Origin of the sequence: Burkholderia sp. PAMC 28687 (assembly GCF_001577465.1) — a bacterium.
Lineage (GTDB): Bacteria > Pseudomonadota > Gammaproteobacteria > Burkholderiales > Burkholderiaceae > Caballeronia.
On the sequence record NZ_CP014506.1, the window covers coordinates 1,377,142 to 1,403,000 of the forward strand.

At 61.2% G+C, this 25,859-nt stretch carries 23 protein-coding genes; 18 read left to right on the top strand and 5 right to left on the bottom strand.

The annotated features are described in order from the left end of the window. Positions 1-158 precede the first annotated feature (158 nt). From AX768_RS21475 to AX768_RS21500, 6 genes are all read left to right on the top strand, one after another. Complete coding sequence (locus tag AX768_RS21475; protein WP_062002024.1) at positions 159-1,304, top strand: SRPBCC family protein; 1,146 nt, start codon at positions 159-161, stop codon at positions 1,302-1,304. Positions 1,305-1,330: 26 nt separating this feature from the next. Next, positions 1,331-2,488 (top strand): ABC transporter ATP-binding protein, encoded by a 1,158-nt coding sequence (locus AX768_RS21480; RefSeq protein WP_062002025.1) that lies wholly within the window; start codon positions 1,331-1,333, stop codon positions 2,486-2,488. A 28-nt stretch (positions 2,489-2,516) separates the two neighbouring features. After that, positions 2,517-3,554, top strand: a complete 1,038-nt coding sequence (locus tag AX768_RS21485; protein ID WP_086381026.1) for an ABC transporter substrate-binding protein — start codon at positions 2,517-2,519, stop codon at positions 3,552-3,554. Between the two features lie 68 nt (positions 3,555-3,622). Continuing rightward, positions 3,623-4,846, top strand: coding sequence for an ABC transporter permease (locus AX768_RS21490; protein ID WP_442857271.1), 1,224 nt, complete (start codon positions 3,623-3,625; stop codon positions 4,844-4,846). Positions 4,847-4,868: 22 nt separating this feature from the next. Further along, the gene (locus tag AX768_RS21495) at positions 4,869-5,696 is read left to right on the top strand and encodes an ABC transporter permease (RefSeq protein WP_062002027.1); all 828 of its coding nucleotides are present in this window, start codon (positions 4,869-4,871) and stop codon (positions 5,694-5,696) included. Between the two features lie 49 nt (positions 5,697-5,745). Beyond that, on the top strand, positions 5,746-6,537 hold the full coding sequence (locus AX768_RS21500; RefSeq protein ID WP_062002028.1) for a phytanoyl-CoA dioxygenase family protein: 792 nt from the start codon (positions 5,746-5,748) through the stop codon (positions 6,535-6,537). A 90-nt stretch (positions 6,538-6,627) separates the two neighbouring features. Here AX768_RS21500 and AX768_RS21505 read toward each other — a convergent pair whose 3' ends face one another. Next, on the bottom strand, positions 6,628-7,191 hold the full coding sequence (locus AX768_RS21505; RefSeq protein WP_062002029.1) for an acyltransferase: 564 nt from the start codon (positions 7,189-7,191) through the stop codon (positions 6,628-6,630). A 600-nt stretch (positions 7,192-7,791) separates the two neighbouring features. Here AX768_RS21505 and AX768_RS21510 point away from each other — a divergent pair. From AX768_RS21510 to AX768_RS21520, 3 genes are all read left to right on the top strand, one after another. Then, complete coding sequence (locus AX768_RS21510) at positions 7,792-9,087, top strand: MFS transporter (protein WP_062002030.1); 1,296 nt, start codon at positions 7,792-7,794, stop codon at positions 9,085-9,087. 10 nt (positions 9,088-9,097) lie between these two features. Further along, complete coding sequence (locus AX768_RS21515) at positions 9,098-10,000, top strand: SMP-30/gluconolactonase/LRE family protein (RefSeq protein WP_062002401.1); 903 nt, start codon at positions 9,098-9,100, stop codon at positions 9,998-10,000. Positions 10,001-10,112: 112 nt separating this feature from the next. Next, complete coding sequence (locus AX768_RS21520; protein ID WP_062002031.1) at positions 10,113-11,321, top strand: porin; 1,209 nt, start codon at positions 10,113-10,115, stop codon at positions 11,319-11,321. A 47-nt stretch (positions 11,322-11,368) separates the two neighbouring features. Here the strand turns inward: AX768_RS21520 and AX768_RS21525 are convergent, their stop codons facing one another. Both AX768_RS21525 and AX768_RS21530 read right to left on the bottom strand, forming a co-directional pair. Next, the gene (locus AX768_RS21525; protein WP_062002032.1) at positions 11,369-11,809 is read right to left on the bottom strand and encodes a universal stress protein; all 441 of its coding nucleotides are present in this window, start codon (positions 11,807-11,809) and stop codon (positions 11,369-11,371) included. 170 nt (positions 11,810-11,979) lie between these two features. Continuing rightward, entirely contained in the window at positions 11,980-12,759 is a 780-nt protein-coding gene (locus tag AX768_RS21530; RefSeq protein WP_062002033.1) for an alpha/beta fold hydrolase, read from the bottom strand. A 144-nt stretch (positions 12,760-12,903) separates the two neighbouring features. Between AX768_RS21530 and AX768_RS21535 the strand changes: the two genes are divergently transcribed. Then, entirely contained in the window at positions 12,904-14,391 is a 1,488-nt protein-coding gene (locus AX768_RS21535) for an HD domain-containing phosphohydrolase (RefSeq protein ID WP_062002034.1), read from the top strand. Here AX768_RS21535 and AX768_RS21540 read toward each other — a convergent pair. After that, positions 14,386-15,261, bottom strand: a complete 876-nt coding sequence (locus tag AX768_RS21540; protein WP_062002035.1) for a LysR family transcriptional regulator — start codon at positions 15,259-15,261, stop codon at positions 14,386-14,388. The two genes, AX768_RS21535 and AX768_RS21540, sit on opposite strands and share 6 nt — an antisense overlap. A gap of 113 nt (positions 15,262-15,374) precedes the next feature. On the opposite strand from AX768_RS21540, the gene bla reads away from it, so the two are divergent. The 5 genes from bla to AX768_RS21565 all read left to right on the top strand — a co-directional run bounded on the left by bla (position 15,375) and on the right by AX768_RS21565 (position 20,944). After that, on the top strand, positions 15,375-16,280 hold the full coding sequence (bla, locus tag AX768_RS21545; protein ID WP_062002402.1) for a class A beta-lactamase: 906 nt from the start codon (positions 15,375-15,377) through the stop codon (positions 16,278-16,280). A gap of 24 nt (positions 16,281-16,304) precedes the next feature. Then, positions 16,305-16,805: a lysozyme inhibitor LprI family protein gene (locus AX768_RS21550; RefSeq protein WP_172811997.1), complete on the top strand. Its 501-nt coding sequence runs from the start codon at positions 16,305-16,307 to the stop codon at positions 16,803-16,805. Between the two features lie 203 nt (positions 16,806-17,008). Beyond that, on the top strand, positions 17,009-18,916 hold the full coding sequence (locus AX768_RS21555; protein WP_062002037.1) for a putative bifunctional diguanylate cyclase/phosphodiesterase: 1,908 nt from the start codon (positions 17,009-17,011) through the stop codon (positions 18,914-18,916). A gap of 100 nt (positions 18,917-19,016) precedes the next feature. Further along, positions 19,017-19,808, top strand: a complete 792-nt coding sequence (locus AX768_RS21560) for a DeoR/GlpR family DNA-binding transcription regulator (protein ID WP_062002038.1) — start codon at positions 19,017-19,019, stop codon at positions 19,806-19,808. Continuing rightward, complete coding sequence (locus tag AX768_RS21565; protein WP_062002039.1) at positions 19,805-20,944, top strand: MFS transporter; 1,140 nt, start codon at positions 19,805-19,807, stop codon at positions 20,942-20,944. The genes AX768_RS21560 and AX768_RS21565 overlap by 4 nt, the downstream gene beginning before the upstream one ends. A gap of 32 nt (positions 20,945-20,976) precedes the next feature. Here AX768_RS21565 and AX768_RS21570 read toward each other — a convergent pair whose 3' ends face one another. Further along, positions 20,977-21,849 carry a LysR family transcriptional regulator gene (locus tag AX768_RS21570; RefSeq protein ID WP_062002040.1) on the bottom strand — a complete coding sequence of 291 codons (873 nt, stop codon included), beginning with the start codon at positions 21,847-21,849 and terminating at the stop codon, positions 20,977-20,979. Between the two features lie 258 nt (positions 21,850-22,107). Here AX768_RS21570 and AX768_RS21575 point away from each other — a divergent pair, with 258 nt between their 5' ends. The 3 genes from AX768_RS21575 (at position 22,108) to AX768_RS21585 (ending at position 25,846) form a co-directional block, all read left to right on the top strand. Beyond that, entirely contained in the window at positions 22,108-23,082 is a 975-nt protein-coding gene (locus AX768_RS21575; protein ID WP_062002041.1) for a sugar ABC transporter substrate-binding protein, read from the top strand. Positions 23,083-23,220: 138 nt separating this feature from the next. Next, positions 23,221-24,843 (top strand): sugar ABC transporter ATP-binding protein, encoded by a 1,623-nt coding sequence (locus AX768_RS21580; RefSeq protein ID WP_062002042.1) that lies wholly within the window; start codon positions 23,221-23,223, stop codon positions 24,841-24,843. A gap of 1 nt (position 24,844) precedes the next feature. Beyond that, positions 24,845-25,846, top strand: a complete 1,002-nt coding sequence (locus AX768_RS21585) for an ABC transporter permease (protein ID WP_062002043.1) — start codon at positions 24,845-24,847, stop codon at positions 25,844-25,846. The last annotated feature ends 13 nt before the right edge of the window (positions 25,847-25,859 follow it).

The following is a 25,859-nucleotide window of genomic DNA, read 5'->3' on the forward strand; positions in this document are numbered from 1 at the left end:
TTGCGTCTGGCTTCGCGTCTGGATAGGAAAAAACTTGGTTCTACATGTAAAAACAATATTTTGGCTGGTAATTTGACTTGATAGATTGATGTCCATGCAGCGAGCGGCCCGGCTGGAGAGCCGGTTGCAGCATCCACTGAATACGACAGGGAGGCGCGATGGGATCTTCAACGGCAGCGTCCGGCACTGGACTCGAGATCGTCCGGCAGTTGAAGGTCAGTTGCGAGCGTCCCTTCAGCGACGCGCATTCCATGCCGCCTGCCGTCTATACTTCGCCCGATTTTCTCGCGCTGGAACAAGCGAACATCTTCCGCAGCGAATGGCTTTGCGTTGGCCGGGCAAGTTCGATTACAGATGCCGGCGACTATCTCACTGCAGACATCGATGGCCAGCCGATCGTGGTCTTGCGCGACGAAAAACTGGAATTGAAGGCGTTTTCAAACGTCTGCCTGCATCGCATGTCGGTGCTGCTCGAAGGGCGCGGCAACACGCGACGGATCGTCTGCCCCTATCACGCGTGGAACTACACGCTCGACGGTGCGCTGAGCGGTGCGCCAATGATGGATCGTCAAAGCGGATTCTGCAAAGAGAACTACCGTTTGCCGTCCGTTCGATGCGAGGTCTGGCAAGGCTGGATCTACGTCACGCTCAATGCCGACGCGCCGCCTGTTGCCGGCAAGTTGGCAGGTCTCACCGAACTGATTGCCAGCTACGGCATGGCTGATTACAAGGAAACGTTCTACGAAGAACACGTGTGGGATACCAACTGGAAGATCCTCGCTGAAAACTTCATGGAGAGTTATCACCTGCCCATGCTGCATCGGGCAACCGTAGGTCCGCATTCGCGTCTCGAAGAAATGGAATGCCCGCCAGGCAGCGACGCGTTCAACTATCACTGGATCACGAAGGAAGCATCGTTGCCCATTGGTCAGGCGCATCCCGACAATCAGCGGCTGCAAGGTCACTGGCGCAAGACCACCGCGCTGCTCGCGATCTATCCGACGCATCTCGTCACGCTCACGCCGGGTTACTTCTGGTACCTCGTGCTGCAGCCGGTTGGAACCAGCCGTGTCCACATCCGCTTCGGCGGCGGGCTCGCGCCTGATTTCATCGCGGATCCGAAGGCGGCCGACTACATGGCAACGCTCAAGACATTGCTCGATGCGGTCAATGAAGAAGACCGGCGCGGCGTGCAGGCGGTGTTCCGTGGTGTGAGTGCGCCGCTGGCAAAGCCTGGGCATCTGAGTCATCTGGAAAGGCCCAATTACGACTTCGCCCGCTACCTTGCCCAGCAGCTTGCCTGATCTCAACACTCATCCAACACGACACGATGTCAACGCACTCCTTCATCTCCTTCGCGGGCGTGAGCAAGACATACGACGGCGTTCATTACGTCGTGGAAGGGCTCGACCTCGATGTCGCGAAAGGCGAGTTCGTCTCGTTGCTTGGTCCTTCAGGATCAGGCAAGACGACCACGCTGATGATGCTCGCCGGTTTTGAATCGGCGACTCAGGGCGAGATCCGCCTCAACGGAAAACGCCTCGACGACAAACCGCCGCATCAGCGTGACATTGGCATGGTGTTCCAGAACTACGCGCTGTTCCCGCACTTGACGATCGAGCAAAACGTTGCGTTTCCGTTGTCGGTGAGACGCATGAGCAAGACCGAGCAACAGGCGCGTGTCAAGCGTGCACTGGACATGGTCGAGTTGCCGCATCTCGCGGCGCGTCGGCCCGCGCAGCTATCGGGCGGACAGCAGCAGCGTGTGGCCCTTGCGCGCGCCCTCGTGTTCGAGCCGAGCGTGGTGCTGATGGACGAACCACTCGGCGCGCTCGACAAGCGCCTGCGCGAAACCATGCAGTACGAAATCATGCGGCTGCATCGCGAGCTGGGATTGACGGTGGTGTACGTGACGCACGATCAGGCGGAAGCGCTGACCATGTCGGACCGCGTGGCCGTTTTCTCCGATGGCCGCATTCAGCAAGCAGCGACTCCAACGGAACTCTATGAAAACGCGCACAACGCATTCGTCGCGAATTTCGTCGGTGAGAACAACGGTTTGATGGGCCGCGTGCTCGAACAGGATCCGGACTGGGCGACGCTCGTGTTGCCAGAAGGTGCGGTCATTCGCGGACGTTGCGGCCGGGGCTTGCGTAACGGCGAGGAAGCCATGCTGGCGCTGCGCCCGGAGCGCGCGCACATTGCATCGGCAGAAGGAATCCTAAGCGCCGCCGACACCAACCTGGTGACGGCGCGCGTGGAAGAACTCGTGTATTGCGGCGACCATCACCGCGTTCACTTGAAACTTGGCGCACAAGGCTCGGGCGACAGCCTCATTGTCAAGGTACCCAACACGCAGCATCACGACCTTCCGTCACTCGGCAGTGCAACCGCCGTGGCATGGCGCCACGACGACTGCAAGATCCTCGCAACGGCCGTAACTGCAAGCCACGGCCATGCTCCGTCCCTCACCGCAGGAGTCCATTGACATGAAAACCAAACTGATCCAAACCGGTATGACGGGCATCGCCGGACTCGTTCTTTCGACTGTCGCATTGTTTTCGGCGAGCACGCATGCGGCGGAAACCATCTCGGTGGTCACCTTCGGCGGCGCATACGAAGCCGCGGCGAAGAAGGCGTTTTTCGAGCCGTTCACCGCGGCAACGGGTATCGGCTTCTCGACGGAATCTTACGACGGCGGCCTCGCCAAATTATCGGCAATGGAGCAGGCGAAGAATCCCACGTGGGACCTGATCGACCTCGAATCGAACGATGCGATCACCGGTTGTGACGAAGGCTTGCTCAAGAAGATCGATAAGAAGTCGCTCGGCAACACGAGCGCATTCATTCCCGGTTCGATCATGGATTGCGCGGTCGCCGCCATGGTCTGGTCCACCGTTTATGCCTACGACACGACCAAGCTGAAGAGCGCGCCGACCTCCATCAACGACTTCTTCGACCTGAAGAAATATCCCGGCAAGCGTGGCCTGCGCAAGTCGCCGAAGGTGACGCTCGAATGGGCGCTACTCGCCGATGGCGTCAAACCCGCCGACGTCTACAAGGTCCTCGGCACACCGGCCGGCGTGGATCGCGCGTTCAAGAAGCTCGACACCATCAAGTCGAGCATCGTCTGGTGGGAAGCCGGCGCACAACCGCCGCAACTGCTTTCGGATGGCGCGGTGGTGATGACGCAAGCGTACAACGGCCGGATCGATGACGCCGTCCACAAGGATCACAAGCCGTTCGAATCGGTATGGGACGGTCAGGTCTACGACTTCGAATGGTGGGGCATTCCGATGGGCGCAAAGAACGCCGACGCGGCGGCCAAATTCATTGCATCGGCATCGACGGCAAAAAGCTATGCTGACCTGACCAAGTACATTGCCTACGCGCCGCCGCGCAAGGACTCGATTCCGCTCATCGATAAAGCGCGCCTGAACGACCTGCCGACCGCGCCCGGCAACTTCAAGCGCGCCGTGCAGATCAACGCGAGTTTCTGGGCCGACAACGCCGACCAGATCAACAAGCGCTTCCAGGTGTGGCTGACGCAGTAACCAAACCCGTAAGGTGAATCGTGACTGTGACAGTGACCAGCGATCTGCAGGAGCCGGCCGGAGCGAGCATTGCGGAAGCCCAAACCGCCGGCCGCGAAGCGTATGCAAAGACGCGCCGGCGTGCATCCACGCAAGCGCTGTTGCTCGCCCTGCCGCTGCTGCTGTTCCTGCTCGCCACTTTCATTGCGCCCATTGCGATCCTGCTTTCAAGAAGCGTCGTGAACCGCGAAGTGCCGGTGAACTTGCCGGTGCTGTCGCAATCGCTCAAGTCATGGAACGGCGAAGGCATACCCGACGAACGCACCTTCGCCCTGCTCGCCGCCGACATGCGGCGCGCTTCGCAAGAAGGCCAACTCGGCACCGTTGCGCGACGGATGAACTTCTACCTGCCCGAGTTTCGCAGCTTGCTGATGAAAACGGCGCGCCAGTTGCCCGAGACCGCGCCGCCTGCCTGGAAACCCGCTTTGATCGAGCTCGATCCGCGTTGGGGCACGCATGACATCTGGCGTTACCTGAAGCGCTCGGCGGTGTCTCCGACGCCCGATTACTTGCTCACTGCCGTCGATTCCGAAGTCACGGCCGACGGCGCCATCAAATCCCTCCCGGCAGACAGTTCTGTCTACGTCAACGCGTTTGCGCGCACGGTATGGATCAGCGCTTCAGTCATGGTGCTGTGCCTGCTGCTTGGATATCCGGTTGCGTATCTGCTCGCCACTCTCCCGCCTGCAAAGAGCAATCGCCTGATGCTGCTCGTGATCGTGCCGTTCTGGACCTCGCTGCTGGTTCGAACGACCGCGTGGTATGTGCTGCTGCAACCGAGCGGCGTGATCAACAGCCTGCTTGTGAGTTCGGGAATCGTCAGCCATCCGCTGCCGCTGCTCTTCAACCGCACGGGCGTCCTGATCGGCATGACGCATATCCTGCTGCCCTACATGATCCTCGCGATCTATTCGGTCATGAAGGGCGTGTCACCGGTCTTTATGCGCGCGGCGCAATCGCTCGGCGCGCATCCCGTGAACGCGTTCGTTCGCATCTACATGCCGCAGACGCTTCCCGGCGTGGGCGCAGGGTGCTTCCTCGTGTTCGTGCTTGCGCTCGGTTACTACATCACGCCCGCGCTGCTCGGCGGCGCGGGCGATGAAATGATCAGCCAGCTCATCGCTGCGCAGACTAACGAGCAACTCAACTGGGGGCTGGCGGGTGCATTGTCGGCATATCTCGTGATCTTCACGGCCGTGTTCTATTTCGTGTTCAACCGGCTTGTGGGTATCGACCGGTTGCGGTTCGGCTAGGCGCCAGGGCAAGGACGACATCATGCAAAGCCAAAGGCATCTCGTGTTATCGGAACGCATCGCATCGAAGTGGTTGCGCGTGCATTCCGCACTGATCCTGTTCTTCCTGATAGCGCCGATTCTCGCCATCGTGCCGCTGTCGTTCAACTCTGGCGCGTACTTCTCCTATCCGATGCAAGGCTTCTCGCTGCACTGGTATTCCAAGGCGCTCGGCAGCAGCGACTGGCAGCGCGCGTTCGCGAACAGCATCGGCATTGGCGCCGCATCCACGGTGCTCGCCACGGGCCTGGGCACGCTCGCGGCGCTCGGACTCAGCCGCTCCAATTTTCCGTTTCGCGCCGTCATCATGCCGCTGCTCATCTCGCCGATGATCATCCCCATCGTCGTCGTGGCCGCCGGGTTCTATCTCGTGTTCGCGCCACTGGGGCTGGTGAATTCGTATATCGGCGTGGTGCTCGCGCATGCCGCGCTCGGCACGCCATTCGTGGTGATCACCGTCACGGCGTCGCTGCTGTCGTTCGATCAAAGCCTGATTCGAGCGGCTTCCGGACTCGGCGCCGCGCCGTGGACCGCATTTCGCCGCGTGACCTTGCCGCTGATCCTGCCGGCCGTGGCGACGGGCAGCGTATTCGCGTTCGCGACTTCCTTCGACGAAGTCATCGTGATCCTGTTCATTGGCGGCCCGGATCAGCGAACCGTGCCGCGGCAGATGTGGAGCGGGATTCGTGATTCCATCGATCCATCCATTCTCGCGGTCGCGACCATGCTGATCTTGTTCGCGGTTGCTTTATTCAGCAGCATCAACTGGCTGCGCGGACGCAGCGCCGCTGCAACGCTGCCGGGCGCGTGATCCGCGTGATCCATGAGAAAAGCCCGGTCAATCGATAAAGGAGAACACCATGCTGGCAGCAGAACGGGAAGCCTTCGAGCGCGACGGTGCGGTCGTGTTGCGCGGGATGTTCAAGGACTGGATGGAAACATTGCGCGAAGGCGTGGAGTACAACGCGACGCATCCGGGGCCGTCGTTCAGGAATTACACGCCCGAAAAAACGTCAGGCCGGTTTTTCGGCGATTACTGCAACTGGCAGCGCATCGCGCCGTTCAAGGATTTTGTCGAACACAGCGCGGCCGCCTCCGTCGCGCAGGCGCTGATGGATTCGCAGCGTGCCCGCATCTTCCATGAACATGTGCTCGTGAAGGAAGCCGGCGCGGCAAAGCTCACACCCTGGCATCACGATGAACCCTATTACTGCGTCAGCGCAGATCAAGCCGTGAGTCTATGGATTCCACTTGACCCGGTGCCGCGCGAGACATGTGTGGAGTTCGTCGCGGGATCGCACAAGTGGGGCAAGCTGTTCCGGCCGCGCAAGTTCAGCGGCGTGGCTTACGACCACAAGTCCGACAGGCTGGAGGAGTTGCCCGATATCGATGCACACCGCAGCGATTATCAGATCCTCGGTTGGGACCTGGAGCCGGGCGATGCTATTGCATTCAACTTTCATACAGTGCATGGCGCACCTGGCAATACGGCGGGGCAGCAATCACGGCGGGTTGTATCGTTCAGATGGCTCGGCGATGGCGCGCACTTCGTGGATCGCGGCGGTGAAACGTCGCCTCCCTACCCGGAACTCATGAACAGGTTCAAGCATGGAGACGCACTGCCTGAAGCGGAATTTCCGTTTATTGTTTGAAACGCGCGTGCCAAATCGGAATTCGGCGGCATTCGGCGATATTCAGCGATATTCAGCGGCATTGACTGCCCTAATCCAACTCCCGCTGATTTAATCGCGAACCCAGTCATCCGGAACATCCAGCGTTCTTATCACGCGTGCCGGAGAGCCCCCTGCCAAGCTCTTCGCGGGGATTTCTCCGGTAACAGTCGAACCCGCGGCAATAACGGAATGATCGCCAATATCCGCGCCGGCTAATATGGTGGAACGAGCGCCAATCCAGACATTATTGCCAATGGATATAGGTGCGCGTTTGGTCGGATGTTGCGGAGACACCTGATGAAAGTCGGTATCGTAAATATAGGTCATATCACCGATCTTGCAATTCTTGCCAATCTTCACGGAAAGCGTCGCGCACAGGTTGGCACCGTCGTTCATAAACGTGTTTCGCCCGATCTCCAATATGGCGTCCTTTGTCACGGTAATGTGCTGACGCGTGCGGAATGATCGAAACGAGCAATTCTCCGCGATGTAAATGCGCCCCTTATTCGTGATTTTCGGCCATCTGCCTGAGAAGATCGGCGCACTTTCATAACCTACGTTATCCACCTTTAATGACAGGCGAACAAGCACGCTCTTCAGTTGAGACAATCCTCTGACAAATACATTTTTCATTTAGTGTCCATTTGGCCGCAATCTTCGCCCTCAAACGGAGCGATTCAAGTCATATCTTGATCGAACATGCTATATGCGTCGGCAATCGATACTTCCTGTAACAAAATATCGCTGAAACTCAAATAAGGAAGTGGCGCGTGGCCAGTTGATTATCGATACGCCGTGCCCGTGGTTTCAGGCATTTTCGGGTAACTCGCGTCGAATATTACCATCCCTTAAAAGGGGCCGAATGATGCATCAATGAAACATCAATCTTGCGCCATGTCACGCCATGGACCGCGAGCGCCATCGCTTACCCTAAGTCGTACGACGTCTTTTCACCGCGTGCGGTGGCCAAATATAGCCCAAAAACCGTCCGCAAGGCCTCTAGGTACCGGATTGCCAACAATTCCGCCATCCTCATGCCCAGATTGAAGGAATTATTACTGGTGTAAACGCTAAGGCGCCTCTTGTTGCGTCGAGTAAGTCATCTGACATACGATGCGTTCACATTACGTAACGTACCTTACGTGCGCAATGCCCGGCCGATAAAGCAATGCGCGCGCAGCACATAAAACCGCATGCCATCGCCGGCAAGACAACGGCTTCGGAGACACCGACATGGCAATGAAACTACGCGGCCTGCGCTGGTGGATGATCGGCCTGCTCACGCTCGGCACCGTCATGAATTACCTCGCGCGCAGCTCCCTGAGCGTCGCCGCGCCGACGGTCATGACCGACCTGCATATCTCCACCCAGCAATACGGCTGGATCACCGGAGCCTTCCTCGTGATGTACCCGATCGGCGCGCCGGCCACCGGTTACCTCATGGATCGCATTGGCCTGCGCTTCGGCTTTTTGCTATGCGGCCTGATGTGGTCGATCGTGTGTATCGGCCATGGTTTCGCGAGCGGCTGGGTCGGCCTGTTCGTGTTGCGCGGCCTGCTCGGTCTTGCTGAAGCGTCGTTTATTCCGGCCGGCATGCGCATGGCCGCGTTCTGGTTCCCCGCACGCGAACGCGCGCTCGCAGCCGGTATCTTCAACATCGGTACATCCGTAGGCGCCATTGCCGCCCCGCCGCTCATTGCGTGGTCGATCCTCAAGTACAACTGGGAAATGGCATTCGTGATTGCGGGTTGCCTGGGCCTTGTATGGGCGGCGCTGTGGATCGTGTTCTATCGTCATCCCAGCGAACACAAGTCGCTTACTTCGAAGGAAGCGGCTTATATAGTGGAAGGCGAACACGCCGAACTCTCCGATAACGGCGCAAAACCCAACCTGCGCAAGATCTTCAGTCAACGCAATTTCTGGGGCATCGCGCTGCCGCGCTTCTTTGCCGATCCGGTCTGGGGCACGCTCGTATTCTGGATGCCCCTCTATCTGCATCAGGCGCGCGGCTTCGACTTGAAGGCCATCGCCATGACGGCGTGGCTGCCGTTCGTCGCGGCGGATATCGGATGCCTGATGGGTGGCACGATTTCGATGTACCTCAACAAGCATTTCAACATCTCGGTGATCAACGGCAAGCGCATGGTCTTCACGTTCGGCGCGCTGATCATGACCGCGATGGCCGGCGTCGGTTATGTGAAGGATCCCTCCACAGCGATCTTCCTGCTGTGCCTTGGCGGCTTCGCGCACCAGACGCTCTCGGTCACTGTCATTTCGATGTCGGCCGACCTGTTCCCGCGCCGCGAAGTTGCGACGGTGACGGGGTTCGCGGGGTTATCGGCGGGGATCGGCAACCTGGGCTTCACGCTCGTGATCGGTGCACTGGTATCGACCATTGGATATGCGCCGTTCTTCGTGGCGCTCGGCTTCGGCGATCTGATCGGCGTAGTGCTGCTGTGGACGCTGGTGCGCCCTTCGCTCGTCAACCGGCGCGCCGACGCCACCGTCGCGCAGCCGGTCAATGCATAGCGATGCATCGATGAAAACAGCACACGTGGAACGCGTCGAAGCATCCGGTCGGATCCCGGCGCAAGTGGGCGAAAGTCCGGTATGGCGCGAAGCCGAACAGGCGTTGTACTGGGTCGATATCCCCGCGCGCACGATCGCCCGCGTGCAGGTGGAAACAGGTACGCGCACCGACTGGGTATTGCCGGAAAAGGTTGCGTGCATCGCGTTCGATCGCAACGGCACCGTGCTGGCGGGCTGTGAGACCGGGCTATTTGCAGTGACACTATCGGACGCGAATGACGTGACTGTGAGGCGAGTCGCCGCGCCCGAGCTCCCCTTCCCCGACATGCGCTTCAACGACGGCCGATGCGACCGGCAAGGCCGCTTCTGGGCCGGCACGATGGTGCAGGACATGGCGGCGGCGAACCCGGCTGGCGTGTTGTACCGATACGACGCACAAGGCCTGCTTTCGGCGCCCGTGGTGTGCGATCTGATCACGCAGAACGGCCTGGCATGGTCGCCCGACGGCACGACGATGTACCTCTCGGACTCGCATCCGTCGCGCCGCCTCGTGTGGGCGTTCGACTTCGACATCGACTCCGGCGAGCCCCGCAACCGCCGTGTCTTCGCCGATCTGAACCGCTTCAAGGGACGCCCGGACGGCGCTGCAATCGATACCGACGGCTGCTACTGGACCTGCGCGAACGACGCCGGCGTGCTGCTGCGCTTCACGCCCGGCGGCGCACTGGACCGCACACTGGAACTGCCAGTCAGCAAGCCCTCCATGTGCACGTTCGGCGGCCGCGATCTCGACACGCTCTTCATCACATCCATACAACCAGCAACCGGCGCCAACGAACTCGACGGGCATCTGCTCGCAGTCCGGCCAGGTGTTCGCGGCGTGCACGAATGCGATTACGCGGGTTTGCTATGAGGGCAAACACTGCATGCAAATCGACAGGAATTGCCAGGCACTTTGTAGTAAAACATTGTCCGCGACGCTGCTGGCCGCATCGCAATCATTGATACAAAAAAGAGGAGATCTCATGCAGTCACGCCACGCCAAAAAGGCCGTCCTTCTCGGCCTTGCCACCCTCGCTTCGCCGGTCTTTGCCCAGAACAGCGTGACGCTGTACGGCATTATCGATGACTCGATCACGTATCAAAGCAGCCAGACGTCGCTGGGTTCGAACAAGGGCGGACGCTCGAACGTCAAGATGCTGCCGGGCGTCTGGGCAGGCAGCCGTTTTGGCCTCAAGGGCGCTGAAGACCTCGGCGGCGGCAACAAGGCGATCTTCCAGCTCGAGTCGGGTTTCAACTCGGCAACGGGCGGCCAGCAATTCACCAACGCAATGTTCGGCCGCCAGGCATGGGTTGGCTTGACGAATCCCGCCTACGGTACGTTCACCGCAGGCCGCCAGTACACGTCGTACTACACGCTGCTCGCGCCGTACAGCCCGACCACCTGGCTGACCGGCGCGTTCGGCGCGCATCCGGGCGACCTGGATGAACTCGATACGATTTATCGTGCGAACAATTCGCTGGTCTATACATCGCCGAAATTTTATGGCGTCACGATCAGCGGCTCATATTCGTTCGCAGGCGTTCCCGGCAGCGTGAATCAAGGCTCGACGTGGAGCGGCGCGGTCCAGTACGCGAATGGTCCGTTCGGCCTTGCGGCAGGCATCACGCGCATCAACAACTCGACGCCGGGCGGCGGCGCGTTCGGCGCGGATTCCACCACGAACTCGGCGGGGCAATCGGGTGTATCGGCGGTGACCAATGGCTATCAGACCGCGCAGGCGCAGCAGCGCATTGCGGTCGCCGGCGGTTATACGTTCACGCAAGCGCTCGACATCACGTTCACGTATTCGAACGTGCAGTACATCCCGGGCATCAACTCGAGCTTCAAGACGACCGAGATCTTCAACACGGGCGGCGCCGTGCTGCACTGGAAACCGGTTACGCTGATCGACCTTGCTGCGGGCTACAGCTATACGCGTGCAACGAAGGCCAACGGCATCACCAGTTCCGCGCAGTACCAGCAGTTCAACTTGTCCGAGTACTACTCGTTGTCCAAGCGCACGGGCCTTTACGCTCTGCAGGCTTATCAGCGCGCGAACGGCAAGACGCTCGGCACGAACGGCGTAAACATCATCAACGCAACGTCGGCAATCGGCGATGGCTTCCAGTCGGCGCCGTCTTCGTCGCCGAGCCAGTTTGCGGCGGGCGTGGGTATCATTCACCGGTTCTGATCTGACGTACAAAGACGGCGTGCCGGACCGACTGGCACGCCGTTTTTTTAAACCGTCACCGTAATCACAGCACTCTCCCCGCATCGTCCGATCAGCGTCTGATGCGGCGCCGGCCCATGCCACAGGCGTGCAAATCCGGACCGTCGCCTGTGCCCCACCACCACGAAATCAGCGCGCAACGCCTCGGCGTAGTGCCGCACGTTATCGACGATATTGCCCACCGCAACGTGCCCGTGCGCGCTCACGCCACGTTCCTGTGCAAGATCGAGCCCGCGCTTCAACGTCTCCCGCGCCGTATGCTCGATGCTCATATAAGCGCCATCGGACGGCAGGCCGAGTGTGGACGACACCATTGCGGCTGTATCGATGACAACCAGCACGTGCAACTCCGCCCGCAAGGATTTTCCAAGCGATGTTGCGTGATGCAACGCCGCCTTCATCTCCGCCGTGTCGTCGTAACACGTGAGGATGCGCCGATAGTCGAACATTCCAGGCTCCGATGGTTCCCGCTCCGCTGCGGTTCGTTCGGATAACGCCTCGAATCAAGGGAAAATTCCACACAGCGCGCCGAAAAATCTGCTGGACTGCAAACTTGCAGCCGATGCAAGGACGACCAGCATCGCAAATCAAATCGTGCAACCCTGCCTATCCCGATTCATCAATGCACCTTGGTTGCCGCCGCGATGATCGCTGCCGCCACTGCGTTCGGCTGGCTCACCATCGCCACGTGGCTCGAATTGACATGCGTGGTGGTCGCGCCGATTTGCGCGGCCATGGCCGTCTGCAGACGCGGATCGATCATGTGATCCTTGTCGGCGATGACGAACCACGACGGCTTCGAGTGCCATGCAGCGGTCGACACCTTGTCGTCAGTCGCGCTGGCCGCCCATGGACCTTGCGTCGCGGCGATCAGCCGGGCCTGCGGCACCGGCAGATCCTGCGCGAACTGATGGATGATTGCATCGGTGGAAAGCGTCAGGTAATTGCCTGAATCCTTTTGCAATTCACTTGCCCAGGCAGGCGCTGGCTTGCCCTTGAGCATGTCGTTGATCGACGTGTTGTTGTCCGGCGCGAACGCGGCGACGTAGACGAGCGCCTTCACCTTGTCGTCGTTGCCGGCCTCGGTGATCACCACGCCGCCCCACGAATGGCCGACGAGCACGACCGGCCCGTTTTGCGCATCGATCGCGCGTTTGGCTGCGGCGGCGTCATCGGCGAGCGAGCTCAGCGGATTCTGGACCGCGACTACATGCAGGCCGCGCGCTTCGAGCAGCGGGATGACTTTGTTCCAGCTCGAGCCATCGGCGAAGGCGCCGTGCACGAGCACTACGTTCGTACCTTTCAGGTCCTGGACCGGCGCGGCGTGCACTGCGGGAACCGCGAAAAGGCTGCCGAGCAGCATGGCGGATGCTAAAACTTTCCTGAGAAGGGTGTTCATGATCTGGTGTCCTCATGCGGGTTGGTTTGAGCCCCTACTTTCGCAGACGAGCCCTGGCGGCGGTATCGGTCGAATGACCGACCCTTGAAGCCGGTCGCGTATAGTGATGCCCTTGCCAGCAGAGCCTCCGGAGGCATCGAACCCATGCAGCGCGACCGTTCCGCCCGCTCCGACATCCGCGCATTCGACGCCGTCAGGGCGCTCGCCTTCATCGGCGATCTCAGCATGGGACAGCCAACCGATCATTCGCCGCGCACCGCGTGGCTCGCGCTCCAACTCGCGCAAGCGGCGGGTGCGGACGCCGTCGCTTGCGACACCGTGCGCGAAGCATCCTTGCTCCGATGGTCGGGCTGCACAGCCAACGCGGCCGGTTTCGCCGATGCCCTCGGCGACGACATTGCCGGCCGCGAAGCCATGCTTGCGATGCGTCCCGACTGGGACGAACCGATGCGGCGAATGCAGGGCGGCTTCGGCGCTACCATCCAGCCGCTCGCGCAGATTCATTGCGAAGTCTCCGGCGAAGTGGCGCGCACGCTGGGCCTCGCGCACGCAACCGAAAACACGCTGCGGCATATCTTCGAAGCGTGGGATGGCAACGGTTTGCCGGCGCGCATGGCGGGGCCGCAGGTTCCGGAAACGGTCTTCATGGTGGCGCTGGCAGGCGATATCGAGATTTTCAGCCGCGTGTACGGGCTCGAACGCGCGCTCGTGCTGGTGTCACATCGCACCGATGTCCGCTATCCGGCGCGGCTCGTCGCGCTCGCCTGCGCACACGCTCAGGCGTGGCTGAATACGCTCGATACCTTGCAGCCCCGCGAAATCGATGACGCCTTGCTGACGCAGCACATGCAGCAGCTGACGTCCCTGGAACTGATCGCCGATGTGATCGACCTCAAGCTGCCCTGGATGACCGGCTATTCGCGCGAAGTCGCTGCAACGGCCGCCGCGTGCTGCGCGCGTCTTTCGCTCGATCGAACCGCGCAAGAGCGGGTTTATCAGGCAGGGCTGATTCATGGCATCGGGCGCGCGGCCGTGTCGAATGCGCTCTGGAACATGCCGGGGCGGCTGTCGGCATCGGCGTGGGAAAAAGTGCGGCTCGTGCCTTACTGGACTTCACGCGCCGGCAAGCAGACCGGCACGCTCGAACAGGCCGCCGAGCTGGCGTCGTTCGCATATGAACGACTCGACGGGACCGGCTACTTTCGCAGCGCGGGCAACGCGGCGCTGCCGGCCGAGGCGCGCGTGCTGGCCGCGTCCGCCGCATGGGTGGCGTTGCGCTCGCCGCGCCCGTGGCGCGAAGCCATGAGCCCACACGCCGCAGCCGAATTGCTTCGGGCCGAAACAGCGCAAGGACGCTTCGATACCACCGTCATGGATGCGCTGCTCGCCTCAGGTCCTGCGCCAACCCCTAGCGAACGATACAGCGCAAGGCCGCCCGCGGTGCGCTTGTCGGCGCGTGAAATCGACGTCCTGCGATCCATCAGCCGTGGCGCGAGCAACAAGGAAGCCGCGCGCGAACTCGAACTGAGCCCGAGCACCGTACGCACGCATGTGGAGAGCGTATTCCGCAAGCTCGAGTGTTCGACGCGCGCCGCCGCCACGCTCAAGGCATCGGGCATGGGTTTCTTATGAGTGTCCCGTCGAGACTTCGCCGGCAATCCAGTTGCTGAAGGAAAGCATGGCGGGTGTCATGCTTTTTCCTCTCACTGATGTCAGCCAGTAGCTGCCCGCGTTCACCTCGACGCTGAACGGACGAACGAGACTGCCCATGTTCAGTTCGCGCTCGAACATCACGGCGGGCGCGAGCGCCACGCCCGCGCCCTGCATGGCTGCTTCCACCATCAATCGCGACGAATCGAATACGGGACCGCGCAGCGTTCGCGGCGCGATGCCGGCGGTGGCGAACCAGCGCGTCCAGTCATCGACACGATACGAGCGCAACAACGTCTCGTTGGCAAGCGCCTCGGGCTGATCGAGCCGCTGCCCGATCTCCGGCGAACACAAGATGGCAAGCGGCGCGTCGAAGAGCTTGGTCGCGACCGAACCCGGCCATGTGCCGTCGCCGAAACGAATCGCGAAGTCCAGCCCTTCGGTTGCCAGATCGACCAGGTTGTTATGCGTGAGCAAACGCAGTTCGATAAACGGATGCGCCGCGCGGAACGACTTGAGGCGCGGCATCAGCCAGCCGACCGCGAAGGTGCCGACGGCGCCGACCGTCAGCACCTCGTGGAAATGGCCGCCATCGAATTGCTTGAGGACGGCTTCGATCCGATCGAACGCATCGGTCAGGACCGGGCGCAGCGCGAGGCCTTCGTCGGTCATCCCAAGGCCGCGCGGCAAGCGCTTGAAGAGCGTCGTGCCAAGCCGTTCTTCAAGCGATCTCACTTGCTGGCTGACCGCCGCCTGCGTGACATTCAGTTCGAGCGCGGCGCGCGTGAAGCTCAGATGCCGCGCGGACGATTCGAACGCCCGCAAGGCGTTCAGAGGGAGATAAGGCCGCATGATTTAGCCGATCCATTAGATTTTCTTGGGTGCGCGTCAATTTATCATCGTTTGTCAATGCGATCCAAACCGTCGATATTGAGCGCTCAATTCAGGTCACGAATGGAGGATCAATGATTACACGGCGGATGTTCACGGGCGCTCTTGCGGGCGCGTCCCTAGCTGGTGTTGTGGCGGCATCGTTTGGAGAATGGGCGATGGCCGCAGACAGCAATGGCGCCGGTCTAGCGGACAAGATAAGCAAACGGCTCGCGCGGATCGAAGCGAGCACGAGCGGCCGGCTCGGTGTCTCGGTCCTGGACACGGGTTCAGGCGCCCACGCCGGACTGCGCGCCGACGAAGCGTTTCCCATGTGCAGCACCTTCAAGTTCCTCGCCGCCGGTTTCGTACTGGCGCGCGTGGACAAGGGCGAGGAAGACCTGAAGCGGAAGATCGTCTATTCGAAGAGCGATCTGGTCGATTACTCGCCAGTCACGCAACACCACGCCGACAGCGCGGGCTTGAGCGTTGCCGCGCTATGCGACGCTGCGATCACACTCAGCGACAACACCGCCGCCAACCTGCTGCTCGCGAGCTTCGGCGGACCGGCCGCGCTGACTGCGTTTGTGCGGACGTTGGGCGACACGCAAACGCGCCTCGACCGCAACGAACCGACGCTCAACGAAAGCACGCCCGGCGATCCGCGCGATACCACCACGCCCAACGCCATGCTCGCCAATATGCGCACGCTGCTGCTGACGGACCGGTTATCGGTGAGTTCATGCGCCCAGTTGCGGGACTGGCTGATCGCGAACAAGACCGGCGCGAAGCGCATTCGCGAGAAGCTGCCAAAGGACTGGCGCGTCGGCGATAAAACCGGCACAGGGTCGCACGGCTCGACCAATGACATCGCGATCATCTGGCCGCCCAAACGCGCGCCGCTGCTCGTCACGGCTTATCTGACACAAACGAGCGCGCAAACCGCTCGCAGGGAAGCGGCGATTGCGGATATTGGCGGACTGGTTGTGTCGTCGTTTTAAGACCGACATGAAATGCACGGCACAATGGCGATCCTTCCTGTCAACAGACCCGCTTCGATGATCAACAAGCTCTCTCATGAACCCGGCCGATGGATCGCCCCGCTGCTTCTGGTTTCGTGCCTCTGCGCGGCAACAGCAACATCGGCTTTCGCCGCGTCCGCAGAACCCAGGGACAAGACATCCGACGCGCTGGACGCGTGCCTGAACAATCCGAAGACCATCTCGACCGCGGACATGTCGGATTGTTATTCGGTCGCCTACAAGGCGTTTGATCATCGATTGAACGTTGCGTATCAGCGCTTGCTGAAGACGCTTCCGACCGTGCCCGCACAAAAGCTGAAGGCTTCGCAGCGGTCCTGGCTGACTTTCCGCGATGCCGAACTGGCGACGCAATCGGCAATTTTCGCAACGCGCCAGGGCACGATGTACGTCTCGATGCAGGAAGACGAAGGCATGTCCCTCACGCGCGACCGCGCATTGAGACTGGAGTCCTATCTGGGCGTGATGTCGGTCGGAGAGCCGTGACGTACCCGCAAGACGGCCGTTCATCAACGGCCGTTTTGCCGTTTGCACGCCGCCATGATCTGTTTCTTCTTCGCAGCAAACCACGCCTTGCATATTCGTCAGGATAGATTTATCTCAGCGAAACGCGCAATTCACGTGATAATTCGCAACAGAAAAAGCCAGCCGCGCCGATAACCATATAACCACCATACATTGCGCACTCCATGGCGTTCAGCGAACCGCAGTCGCCATTTTTCAAATGGCTCGTAGGATCCGCTCAAGACCTGAGCGCCGACAACCGGCAAGTCCTGCTCTCGAATCTTTTCACCAGGACAACGTCGATTGTCATGGCATCGATTTGCGAGCTCAGCGTTTGTCTGACGGCGTTATATCTCTACCCGGGCGCGGGCTACCTGGCCTGGACGCTGGCCGTACTCGTGGTTCTCGCGGCGCGGCTGTTGCTGATCGCCGTATGCTGCAGGCGCAGCGAGCGTAACGAACCCACGCCCACGTCGCTTTTCCTTGTCGCCAGCATTGTGTGGAGCGCGGTCCTCGGACTCGGCGCGCTGCTTTGCAACATCAGCGGCAACCAGACGCTCTTTCTTTTGGGCAACGTCTGCGCGGTCGGCGTGGTCGGCGGACTGGCCGGGCGCAATGCCGGCACACCGCGGCTCGTGATGATCCAGATATCCTTCATCTTTGCGCTGCTCGGCCTGGGCGCGGCAATGTCGCCCGGATCGGGAAAGATCGTGCTGCTGTTCCAGGCGCCGTTCTGTGCCGCAGGATTTTTCACGGTCGCACTGCGCAGCAACAAGGACACGGTCGCCATGCTGCGGGCGCAGGAAACCAGCAACCGCCTTGCGCGCCACGACAGCCTGACGGGTCTTCCCAACCGTGCGCGCATCAGCGAGTTGCTGCTCAATCGCACCGATGCCGAACCCGCGCTGCGCCCCGGATCGTTTGCCGTATTGCTTATCGATCTGGACGGTTTCAAGGCGATCAACGACAGCCTCGGCCACGCCGCCGGCGATCTCGTGCTACAGGAATCGGCCAGACGTTTGCGGGCGGTGCTACGCCAGGGCGACATTGTCGGGCGTCTGGCGGGAGACGAGTTCGTCGCCATATCGAACGATGCGTCTCTCAGCGAAGAGGTCCGCCTGCTCGCCGACCAGATTGTAAAGACGCTCGCCCGGCCGTTCGTGCTCAATGACGCGCTCGTGCGCATTGGCGCCAGCGTCGGCATTTCCCAGTACCCCGAGCATGGCGACACCGGACCGCAGTTGCTGATCTGCGCGGACCGCGCGCTTTATGCCGTCAAGCGCAGCGGCAAAAGTGCGTTTGCAGTTTTCGATGCCCAGGCGCACGCCTCCGATGACAGCCTGAGCCTGTTGCGCAGCGATCTCGAAGGCGCGCTTCAGGCTTTCGGCAGTGGCTTGCGCATGGAATATCAGGCGATCGTGAATCTCGCGAGCGGTGTCACGACTGGCCGCGAAGCCCTCGTCCGATGGACCCATCCCACGCGCGGCGAGTTGCCGCCCACCACGTTCGTGCCTATTGCCGAACGCACGGGGCTGATCCTGCCGCTCGGCGAATGGGTGCTGCGGCGCTCATGCGAGGAAGCGGCCGGATGGCGCGAACCGGTGGTCGTCGCGGTGAACGTGTCGCCGGTCCAGTTGCGCGAGGAGACATTCGCGGACCTGGTGGCGTCGGTGCTTCGCGAATACGATATGGCGCCCTCGCGTTTGAATATTGAGGTGACGGAAACCGTGCTGATGAGCGACGACGGCCCGACGCGCCGCAACGTGGAACGGCTTCGTGCAATGGGTATCGGCCTGGCGCTCGATGATTTCGGCACGGGGTTTTCGACGCTATCGAACTTGTGCCGCTTTTCCTTCGATACGCTCAAGATCGATAGCTCGTTCGTGCGGGAATCGGTGCATCGGAGGGAATCGGCGGCGGTCGTGCGCGGGATCGTGGCGCTCGCGAGGGAACTCGGGATTCCGACGACGGCGGAAGGGATCGAGACCGATGAGCAGCTTGCGTTCGTGCGGGGTTGCGGATGCACGAGTGCGCAGGGGTTTTTCCTGGGGCGGCCGGAACGGGGGGAAAGGATTGCAGGAGTAACCGTTTAATTCCGCGCCCGTTTTCAAGGCCGTCAAAAAATTTGCCCCCTCTTGCTCGTTTACGCTACATTACGCTCATTCGTGATCGATCCGAGACAACGAGCAACCAATGCAAAGAACCCGCCGCGACGCCACCGACGCCCTTCTCCCCGACGAACGTGCCGAGCTGATACTCGAACGCCTGCGCTCACGCGGCCGCGTCCTGGCCGCAGACCTCGCAGCAGAATTCAGCACATCCGAGCACACCATCCGCCGCCACCTGCGCGACCTTGCCGATGCCGGCCACTGCAAGCGCGTCTATGGCGGCGCACTGCTGCTATCGCCGGCATCGACTGCCGGTTCAACGCGTTTGCGCGAAGCCGGCGATCGCAAGGCAGTGCTCGCGGCATTGGCGGCGAGCATCGTCCGGCCGGGGCAGATCATCTTGCTCGACGCCGGCTCGACCAACGTCGCGATTGCCGCTGCGTTGCCCGATAACGCGGATCTCACAGTCGTGACGAACTCCCCCGATGCCTGTTCGCGGCTGATGGACCGTCCCGGTATCGATGTGATCCTGGTTGGCGGGCGCATGAGTCCGCGCGGCGCCGGGGCGGTCGGTGCCACCGCGTTGCTGCAGATCCAGCAAATCAGGGCCGACCTATGCTTTCTGGGCGCGTGCGCGATCGATACCACTGAAGGCGTCGCCGCATTCGATGCTGAGGATGCCGAACTGAAACGTGCAATGGTAAAAGCGAGTGGGCAAGTCGCCATAGCAATGACATCGGAGAAATTGATGACTGCAGCACCTTATTTTGTAGCGCCTGCGTCGGGCATCGACCACCTGATCCTGGAAGCGGATGTCCCCGCCGAACGCCTTGGTGCATTTGAAAACCTTTGCGGCAACGTGATGGTGGCGCGATGAAACCCGTCTCCGAACGTATCGCCACAACCGCCATATTTCTCGCCAACGGACTTGGGATCGGCGCGTGGGCCGTCGAGGTTCCGCGCATCAAGGAGGCCTTGTCCCTGAGCGACACCGCGCTGGGACTGGCACTATTCGCGTTCGCCCTGGGCGCGATCGTCGCCATGCCGCTCGCCGGCCGCCTCGCTCCGCGTTTTGGCAGCGGACGCGTCACGGCCTTCCTCGGCATTGCGTTCGTGATCGCACTGCCCTTGCCGGCATTTGTACCCGACTTCGCGGTCCTCTGCGCGGTGCTTTTTGTCCTGGGCGCGGCAAACGGCGCACTCGATGTATCGATGAACGGACACGCCAGCGCCATTGAAGGCGAATGGCACGCGCCGATCATGTCGTCGTTTCACGCGGCGTGGAGCGTGGGCGGTTTGCTCGGTGCGGCATCGGGCGCCGCGCTCCAGGTGAACGGCATCGGCACGATGGGCGGCCTTCTGATTCCCGATGCAGTCATCGCCATGCTTGTCCTTGCCGCCGCCGTTTTCGCGCTAAGGGATATTGGACCGCGGGTGCAGAAAGCGGCGAGCGGATTCGTGCTGCCTAGCGGCGCGGTGATGAAACTCGCCGGCCTCGCGTTTCTCTGCATGCTGGTCGAAGGAGCGGTTGCCGACTGGAGCGCGGTGTTCCTGCGCTCCGCACTCGATACACAAGCGAGCGCCGCGGCGTTGGGTTATTCATCGTTTGCTTTTGCGATGGCGGCGTGCCGCGTTGTCGGTGATGTCTCCGTGCGCCGGCTCGGGTCGAGTGCCGTGGTTGCAATCGGTGGCCTGATCGCAGCGCTTGGGCTTGCCCTGGTGCTTGGATACCCGAACGTGGTCACCGCTTGCGTGGGCTTTGCGCTGGTGGGTATTGGACTGGCGAACATCGTCCCGGTCATTTTCAGCGCAGCCGGACGATCGACATCGACGCCCGCAGTCGGGGTCTCGATGGCGGCAACCGCGGGTTACGCCGGGTTCCTGGTCGGTCCGCCGATGATTGGATTTGCAGCGGGGTTCCTTGGCCTTCGGCTTGCGCTGTTTGCGCTCGTTATAGCCACGCTCGTTGTTTGCCTGCTAGGCGGTAAAGCAGTCAGGAGCGCAGCCGCCTAGCCCTTGACGACTAGTGCGTCAGGCCGAGGAATTCAGCGAAAAATATCCGCGACAAGATTCGATACCGCACGTATGCGCTCGCTTCCTCGAAGCGCCGGATGCAGCACCATCCATACGTCCTGATCAAGCTCGCGAATATGCGGTTCGACGCAAACGAGGTCACTGGTGGTGTCGCCCGCGAGTTGCGCGAGCACACCCAGGCCCGAGCCTCCAAGCACGCCGTCGAAGACGCCGAGGACATAGCTGCATCGAAGGCTCGGTTCCGGCGCGCCCGGCAAGGTCTTCAGCCATCGCGCCGCCGGATGATCGCCACGCCGCTCGTCGTATCCCACGAACGAAAGCTTGTTCCACTCGCGTCGTTTGATCGCTACCTTGTGACGTAGATAATAATCACGCGATGCGTACAAACCAAAGCGCACCTTGCCGATGCGCCGGACATACAGGTCGCCTTCCTCCGGACATTCCGACCAGATGGCAATGTCCGCCTCACGACGCGCAAGGTTATAAGGGCGCTGCGACGTCAGCACTTCGATAGCCAGCCCCGGGAATCTTTCCTGGAAGGAGCCGAGCAGCTTCATCAGGATGTAGGACATCCATTCGACGGCGTTGATCCTGACCGTCCCCTCAAGCCCATGAGAACCGGTGACGTCGCCGGCGCGCTCGATCTGATGCGCGAGGATTTCCATTTGCTCGGCCCATGTCAGGACCTGTTGCCCGAACACCGTCACCGTACAGCCGGAAGGCACGCGGTCAATCAGGGGTTCACCTAGTCTTCTTTCGAGTTCGGTCAGCCGGCGCGAGAGCGTCGCGGCGCTCAGATCGCACGCCAAAGCCGCAGCCCGCATGGTGCCTTCACGCGCGATGGCCAGCAAAATGCGCAGATCGTCCCAGTCGACGTGTTCCATATTCGAAACGCCCGCTTTCAATTTTAGAGGTAGCATATCGCTATTCGCGAGGATAGCATTAGACCTCGATAGACCACCCTCGCTTGAACCAGACAAGCACCGGGAGCGGTCTTTCAGATACTCCGCGCCAGAGGAAACGTCATCAGGACTTTCCTTTCAGATTGATTAATTCGTCAATCTCGCGCGTTTCAACTACGCAATGACCAAACGACTCGCGGCTGCCACCCGGTAGACCGAAGAGCGGACTCCGGAGACTTTATGACCCGCAAGCACAATCAGGCTCGACGCCGCGTACTCGCCGCAACCGCGGTGTTTGCCGCCGCCTCGCTCTTGCCCGTTTCATCGGCATTCGCTCAAGCAGCGAAAAAACCCACCGTCGCACTCGTGATGAAGTCGCTCGCGAACGAGTTTTTCCTGACGATGGAAACCGGTGCCAAGGACTATCAAGCCCACAACACCGACAAGTTCACGCTGATCACGAACGGCATCAAGGACGAAACCGATACCGCCAATCAGATCCGCATTGTCGAGCAGATGATCGTGTCGAAAGTCGATGCCCTCGTGATCGCGCCGGCGGATTCGAAAGCGCTGGTTCCGGTGATCAAGAAAGCGGTCGACGCCGGGATCATCGTGGTGAACATCGACAACAAGCTTGACACCGACGTGCTCAAGTCAAAGAATCTGAACGTGCCGTTCGTGGGTCCGGACAACGCCAAGGGCGCGCGTCAGGTGGGTGAATACCTGGCCAAGCAGAAGCTCAAGTCGGGCGATGAAGTCGGCATAATCGAAGGCGTTTCGACCACCACGAATGCGCAGCAGCGCACGGCAGGTTTCAAGCAAGCCATGCAAGCTGCGGGCGTGAAGGTCGTTGCATTGCAATCGGGCGACTGGGAAATCGATAAAGGCAATGCGGTTGCATCGCAAATCCTGAACGCGAACCCGAATGTGAAAGCGCTGCTGTGCGGCAACGACAACATGGCGATCGGCGCGGTATCGGCCGTGCGCGCAGCGGGCAAGGCAGGCAAGGTGCAGGTCGTGGGTTACGACAACATCAACGCCATCAAGCCGATGCTCGCCGATGGCCGCGTGCTCGCCACAGCCGACCAATACGCTGCAAAACAAGCGGTATTCGGTATCGATACCGCGCTGAAGGCGCTGTCGACGCATCAGAAGCAGTCGGACTTGTCGAGCGTTGTCGAGACGCCTGTCGACCTGGTCACAGGCAAGAAGTAACGCTCGCTTCACGAGTCATCGCCATCATGGCGAGCCGCAGGACAAACGTGTGTCCTGCGGCACGACTCCACGCTTTAACTGTCCCGACGCACCGCGCTCCGGATTCACCATCAAGCACCTTCCAGTCTTTCTAAAACGATGCCAAGTCCAATCGTCCCTTCCGCCGATGCGCCTCCGGTGTTGACCATACACGGCATTGGCAAGACTTATGTCGAGCCGGTGCTCATGGATGTGTCGCTGCATCTGCGTCCCGGCGAAGCGCTCGCGCTGACCGGCGAGAACGGCGCGGGCAAAAGCACGTTGTCGAAGATCATCAGCGGTCTCGTCACGCCGACCACCGGCTCCATGCAGCTTGCGGGCGCTGCGTACGCACCGGCAAGCCGTAGTGACGCCGAAGCGCTCGGCGTGCGCATGGTCATGCAGGAGCTGAACCTGCTGCCCACGCTGTCGGTCGCAGAAAACCTGTTCCTGAACCGCTTGCCTCAACGTGGCCTCGGCTGGATCGATCGCGCGAAGCTGCGTGAGGACGCACATCACGCCATGGCGCAGGTCGGTCTCGATGCAATCGATCCGGACACGCTAGTGGGCGAGCTGGGTATCGGTCATCAGCAGATGGTCGAGATCGCGCGCAACCTGATTGGCGATTGCCGCGTCCTGATCCTCGATGAACCCACCGCCATGCTGACAGCGCGTGAAGTCGACCTGTTGTTCGAGCAAGTCGACCGCCTGAAAGCGCGCGGTGTAGCGCTCGTGTATATCTCGCATCGGCTGGAAGAACTTGCCCGGGTGGCCGAACGTGCAGCGATCTTGCGCGATGGCCGACTCGTGCATGTTGACGCAATGCACAATCTGAGCAGTGACAAGATCGTCACGCTGATGGTCGGACGCGATATTGGCGAGCGCATCGATCTCGGCGAACGCCGTATCGGTACGACCGCGTTCAAGGTACAAGGCATGACGCGCGGCCACGCAGTGCGCGACGTATCGTTTGAAGTGAAGGCCGGCGAGATTTTTGGCATCAGCGGGCTGATCGGCGCGGGACGCACCGAACTCATGCGCCTGATCTATGGCGCGGATCGGGCGGATAGCGGCGAGGTTTTCGTTGCACGCCACGGCGGCACGCTCGCGAAAGTCAACGTCAAGTCGCCGTCCGATGCCGTCAACCAGGGTATCGCACTGATCACCGAAGACCGCAAGGGCGAAGGCCTGTTGCTGCCCCAACCTATCGCCGCGAATATCTCGCTTGGCAATATCGGCGCGGTATCCAGGCACGGGGTGGTCGACGCAAAACGCGAAAACGCACTGGCGCAAAAACAGATCACCGCGATGCGCATCCGTACATCGAGTGCGGCGCAGCCCGTGTCGGAACTCTCGGGCGGCAATCAGCAGAAGGTTGTGATCGGGCGCTGGCTCGCACGCGACTGCACGGTGCTGCTCTTCGACGAACCCACACGCGGTATCGACGTCGGGGCCAAATTCGACATTTATGCATTGATGGGCGCGCAAGCCCGCGAAGGCCGCGCGCTGGTCGTGGTATCGAGCGATTTGCGGGAATTAATGCTCATTTGCGACCGCATCGGTGTAATGTCGGCGGGACGCATGACGGGCGTCTTCGAACGCGATAACTGGTCGCAGGATGCGCTGCTCGCCGCAGCGTTCGCGGGCTATGCCGGCCGCGATAAGATTCTCAGCGAACCTGCCGAGCCGGACACGCACGTACCAGACACAAGAAAGCCAGACGCACATATCACGGAGCACTAGGATGACAACTCAAACCACTACCCCGAAGACGCAGACGGAGCCGCCAAAAAGCGCAAAGCCGATCGGCACGCGGCTCGGGTTCTCGAATTACCTGGGCCTGCTCGGCGCGTTGATCGCGATGATCGCGCTCTTCTCCGTGCTGAGCTCGCACTTCCTCACCTACGATACCTTCAGCACGATCGCGAACCAGATCCCCGATCTCGTGGTGATGTCGGTGGGCATGACCTTCGTGCTGATCATTGCGGGCATCGACCTGTCGGTGGGATCGGTGCTTGCGCTCGGCGCTGCGCTGACCAGCGTCGCCGCGCTGCAATGGCACTGGCCTGCGCTGCCCGCAGCCCTGCTCGGCATGGCAGGCGCAACGCTGACCGGCTGCGTGACCGGCGCGGTGACGGTGGGCTGGCGCATTCCGTCGTTCATCGTGTCGCTCGGCGTGCTCGAAGCGGCGCGCGGTCTTGCCTACCAATTGACGAACTCGCGTACGGCCTACATTGGCGATGCGTTCGACTTCCTGTCCAATCCGATCGCTTTCGGCATTTCGCCGTCGTTCCTGATCGCGATCGCCGTGATGATCGTCGCGCAACTCGTGTTGACGCGCACCGTGTTCGGCCGATATCTGGTCGGGATCGGTACGAACGAAGAAGCGGTGCGGCTCGCAGGTGTCAATCCGCGGCCCTACAAGGTCATCGTGTTTGGGTTGATGGGACTGCTGTCCGGCCTGGCCGCCCTGTTCCAGATCTCGCGCCTCGAAGCCGCCGATCCTAACGCGGGATCGGGTATCGAACTGCAAGTGATCGCGGCGGTGGTTATCGGCGGAACGAGCTTGATGGGTGGCCGCGGTTCGGTCATCAGCACGTTCTTTGGCGTCCTGATCATTTCCGTGCTTGCCGCGGGTCTGGCGCAGATCGGCGCGAACGAACCGACCAAGCGGATCATCACCGGCGCGGTGATTGTCGTCGCTGTGGTGCTGGATACGTACCGCAGCAAGCGCCGCGTCATCTGAGCCCGGCTTGGTT

Coding starts and splice junctions, on each gene's coding strand:
- AX768_RS21515 (WP_062002401.1), top strand. CDS start 9,098: ATGAAAACAGCACACGTGGAACGCGTCGAAGCATCCGGTCGGATCCCG.
- AX768_RS21500 (WP_062002028.1), top strand. CDS start 5,746: ATGCTGGCAGCAGAACGGGAAGCCTTCGAGCGCGACGGTGCGGTCGTG.
- AX768_RS21565 (WP_062002039.1), top strand. CDS start 19,805: ATGAAACCCGTCTCCGAACGTATCGCCACAACCGCCATATTTCTCGCC.
- AX768_RS21555 (WP_062002037.1), top strand. CDS start 17,009: ATGGCGTTCAGCGAACCGCAGTCGCCATTTTTCAAATGGCTCGTAGGA.
- AX768_RS21485 (WP_086381026.1), top strand. CDS start 2,517: ATGACGGGCATCGCCGGACTCGTTCTTTCGACTGTCGCATTGTTTTCG.
- AX768_RS21495 (WP_062002027.1), top strand. CDS start 4,869: ATGCAAAGCCAAAGGCATCTCGTGTTATCGGAACGCATCGCATCGAAG.
- AX768_RS21560 (WP_062002038.1), top strand. CDS start 19,017: ATGCAAAGAACCCGCCGCGACGCCACCGACGCCCTTCTCCCCGACGAA.
- AX768_RS21475 (WP_062002024.1), top strand. CDS start 159: ATGGGATCTTCAACGGCAGCGTCCGGCACTGGACTCGAGATCGTCCGG.
- AX768_RS21530 (WP_062002033.1), bottom strand. CDS start 12,759: ATGAACACCCTTCTCAGGAAAGTTTTAGCATCCGCCATGCTGCTCGGC.
- AX768_RS21540 (WP_062002035.1), bottom strand. CDS start 15,261: ATGCGGCCTTATCTCCCTCTGAACGCCTTGCGGGCGTTCGAATCGTCC.
- AX768_RS21505 (WP_062002029.1), bottom strand. CDS start 7,191: ATGAAAAATGTATTTGTCAGAGGATTGTCTCAACTGAAGAGCGTGCTT.
- AX768_RS21525 (WP_062002032.1), bottom strand. CDS start 11,809: ATGTTCGACTATCGGCGCATCCTCACGTGTTACGACGACACGGCGGAG.
- AX768_RS21520 (WP_062002031.1), top strand. CDS start 10,113: ATGCAGTCACGCCACGCCAAAAAGGCCGTCCTTCTCGGCCTTGCCACC.
- AX768_RS21580 (WP_062002042.1), top strand. CDS start 23,221: ATGCCAAGTCCAATCGTCCCTTCCGCCGATGCGCCTCCGGTGTTGACC.
- AX768_RS21535 (WP_062002034.1), top strand. CDS start 12,904: ATGCAGCGCGACCGTTCCGCCCGCTCCGACATCCGCGCATTCGACGCC.
- AX768_RS21585 (WP_062002043.1), top strand. CDS start 24,845: ATGACAACTCAAACCACTACCCCGAAGACGCAGACGGAGCCGCCAAAA.
- AX768_RS21575 (WP_062002041.1), top strand. CDS start 22,108: ATGACCCGCAAGCACAATCAGGCTCGACGCCGCGTACTCGCCGCAACC.
- AX768_RS21510 (WP_062002030.1), top strand. CDS start 7,792: ATGGCAATGAAACTACGCGGCCTGCGCTGGTGGATGATCGGCCTGCTC.
- AX768_RS21480 (WP_062002025.1), top strand. CDS start 1,331: ATGTCAACGCACTCCTTCATCTCCTTCGCGGGCGTGAGCAAGACATAC.
- AX768_RS21570 (WP_062002040.1), bottom strand. CDS start 21,849: ATGGAACACGTCGACTGGGACGATCTGCGCATTTTGCTGGCCATCGCG.
- AX768_RS21550 (WP_172811997.1), top strand. CDS start 16,305: ATGGCGATCCTTCCTGTCAACAGACCCGCTTCGATGATCAACAAGCTC.
- bla (WP_062002402.1), top strand. CDS start 15,375: ATGATTACACGGCGGATGTTCACGGGCGCTCTTGCGGGCGCGTCCCTA.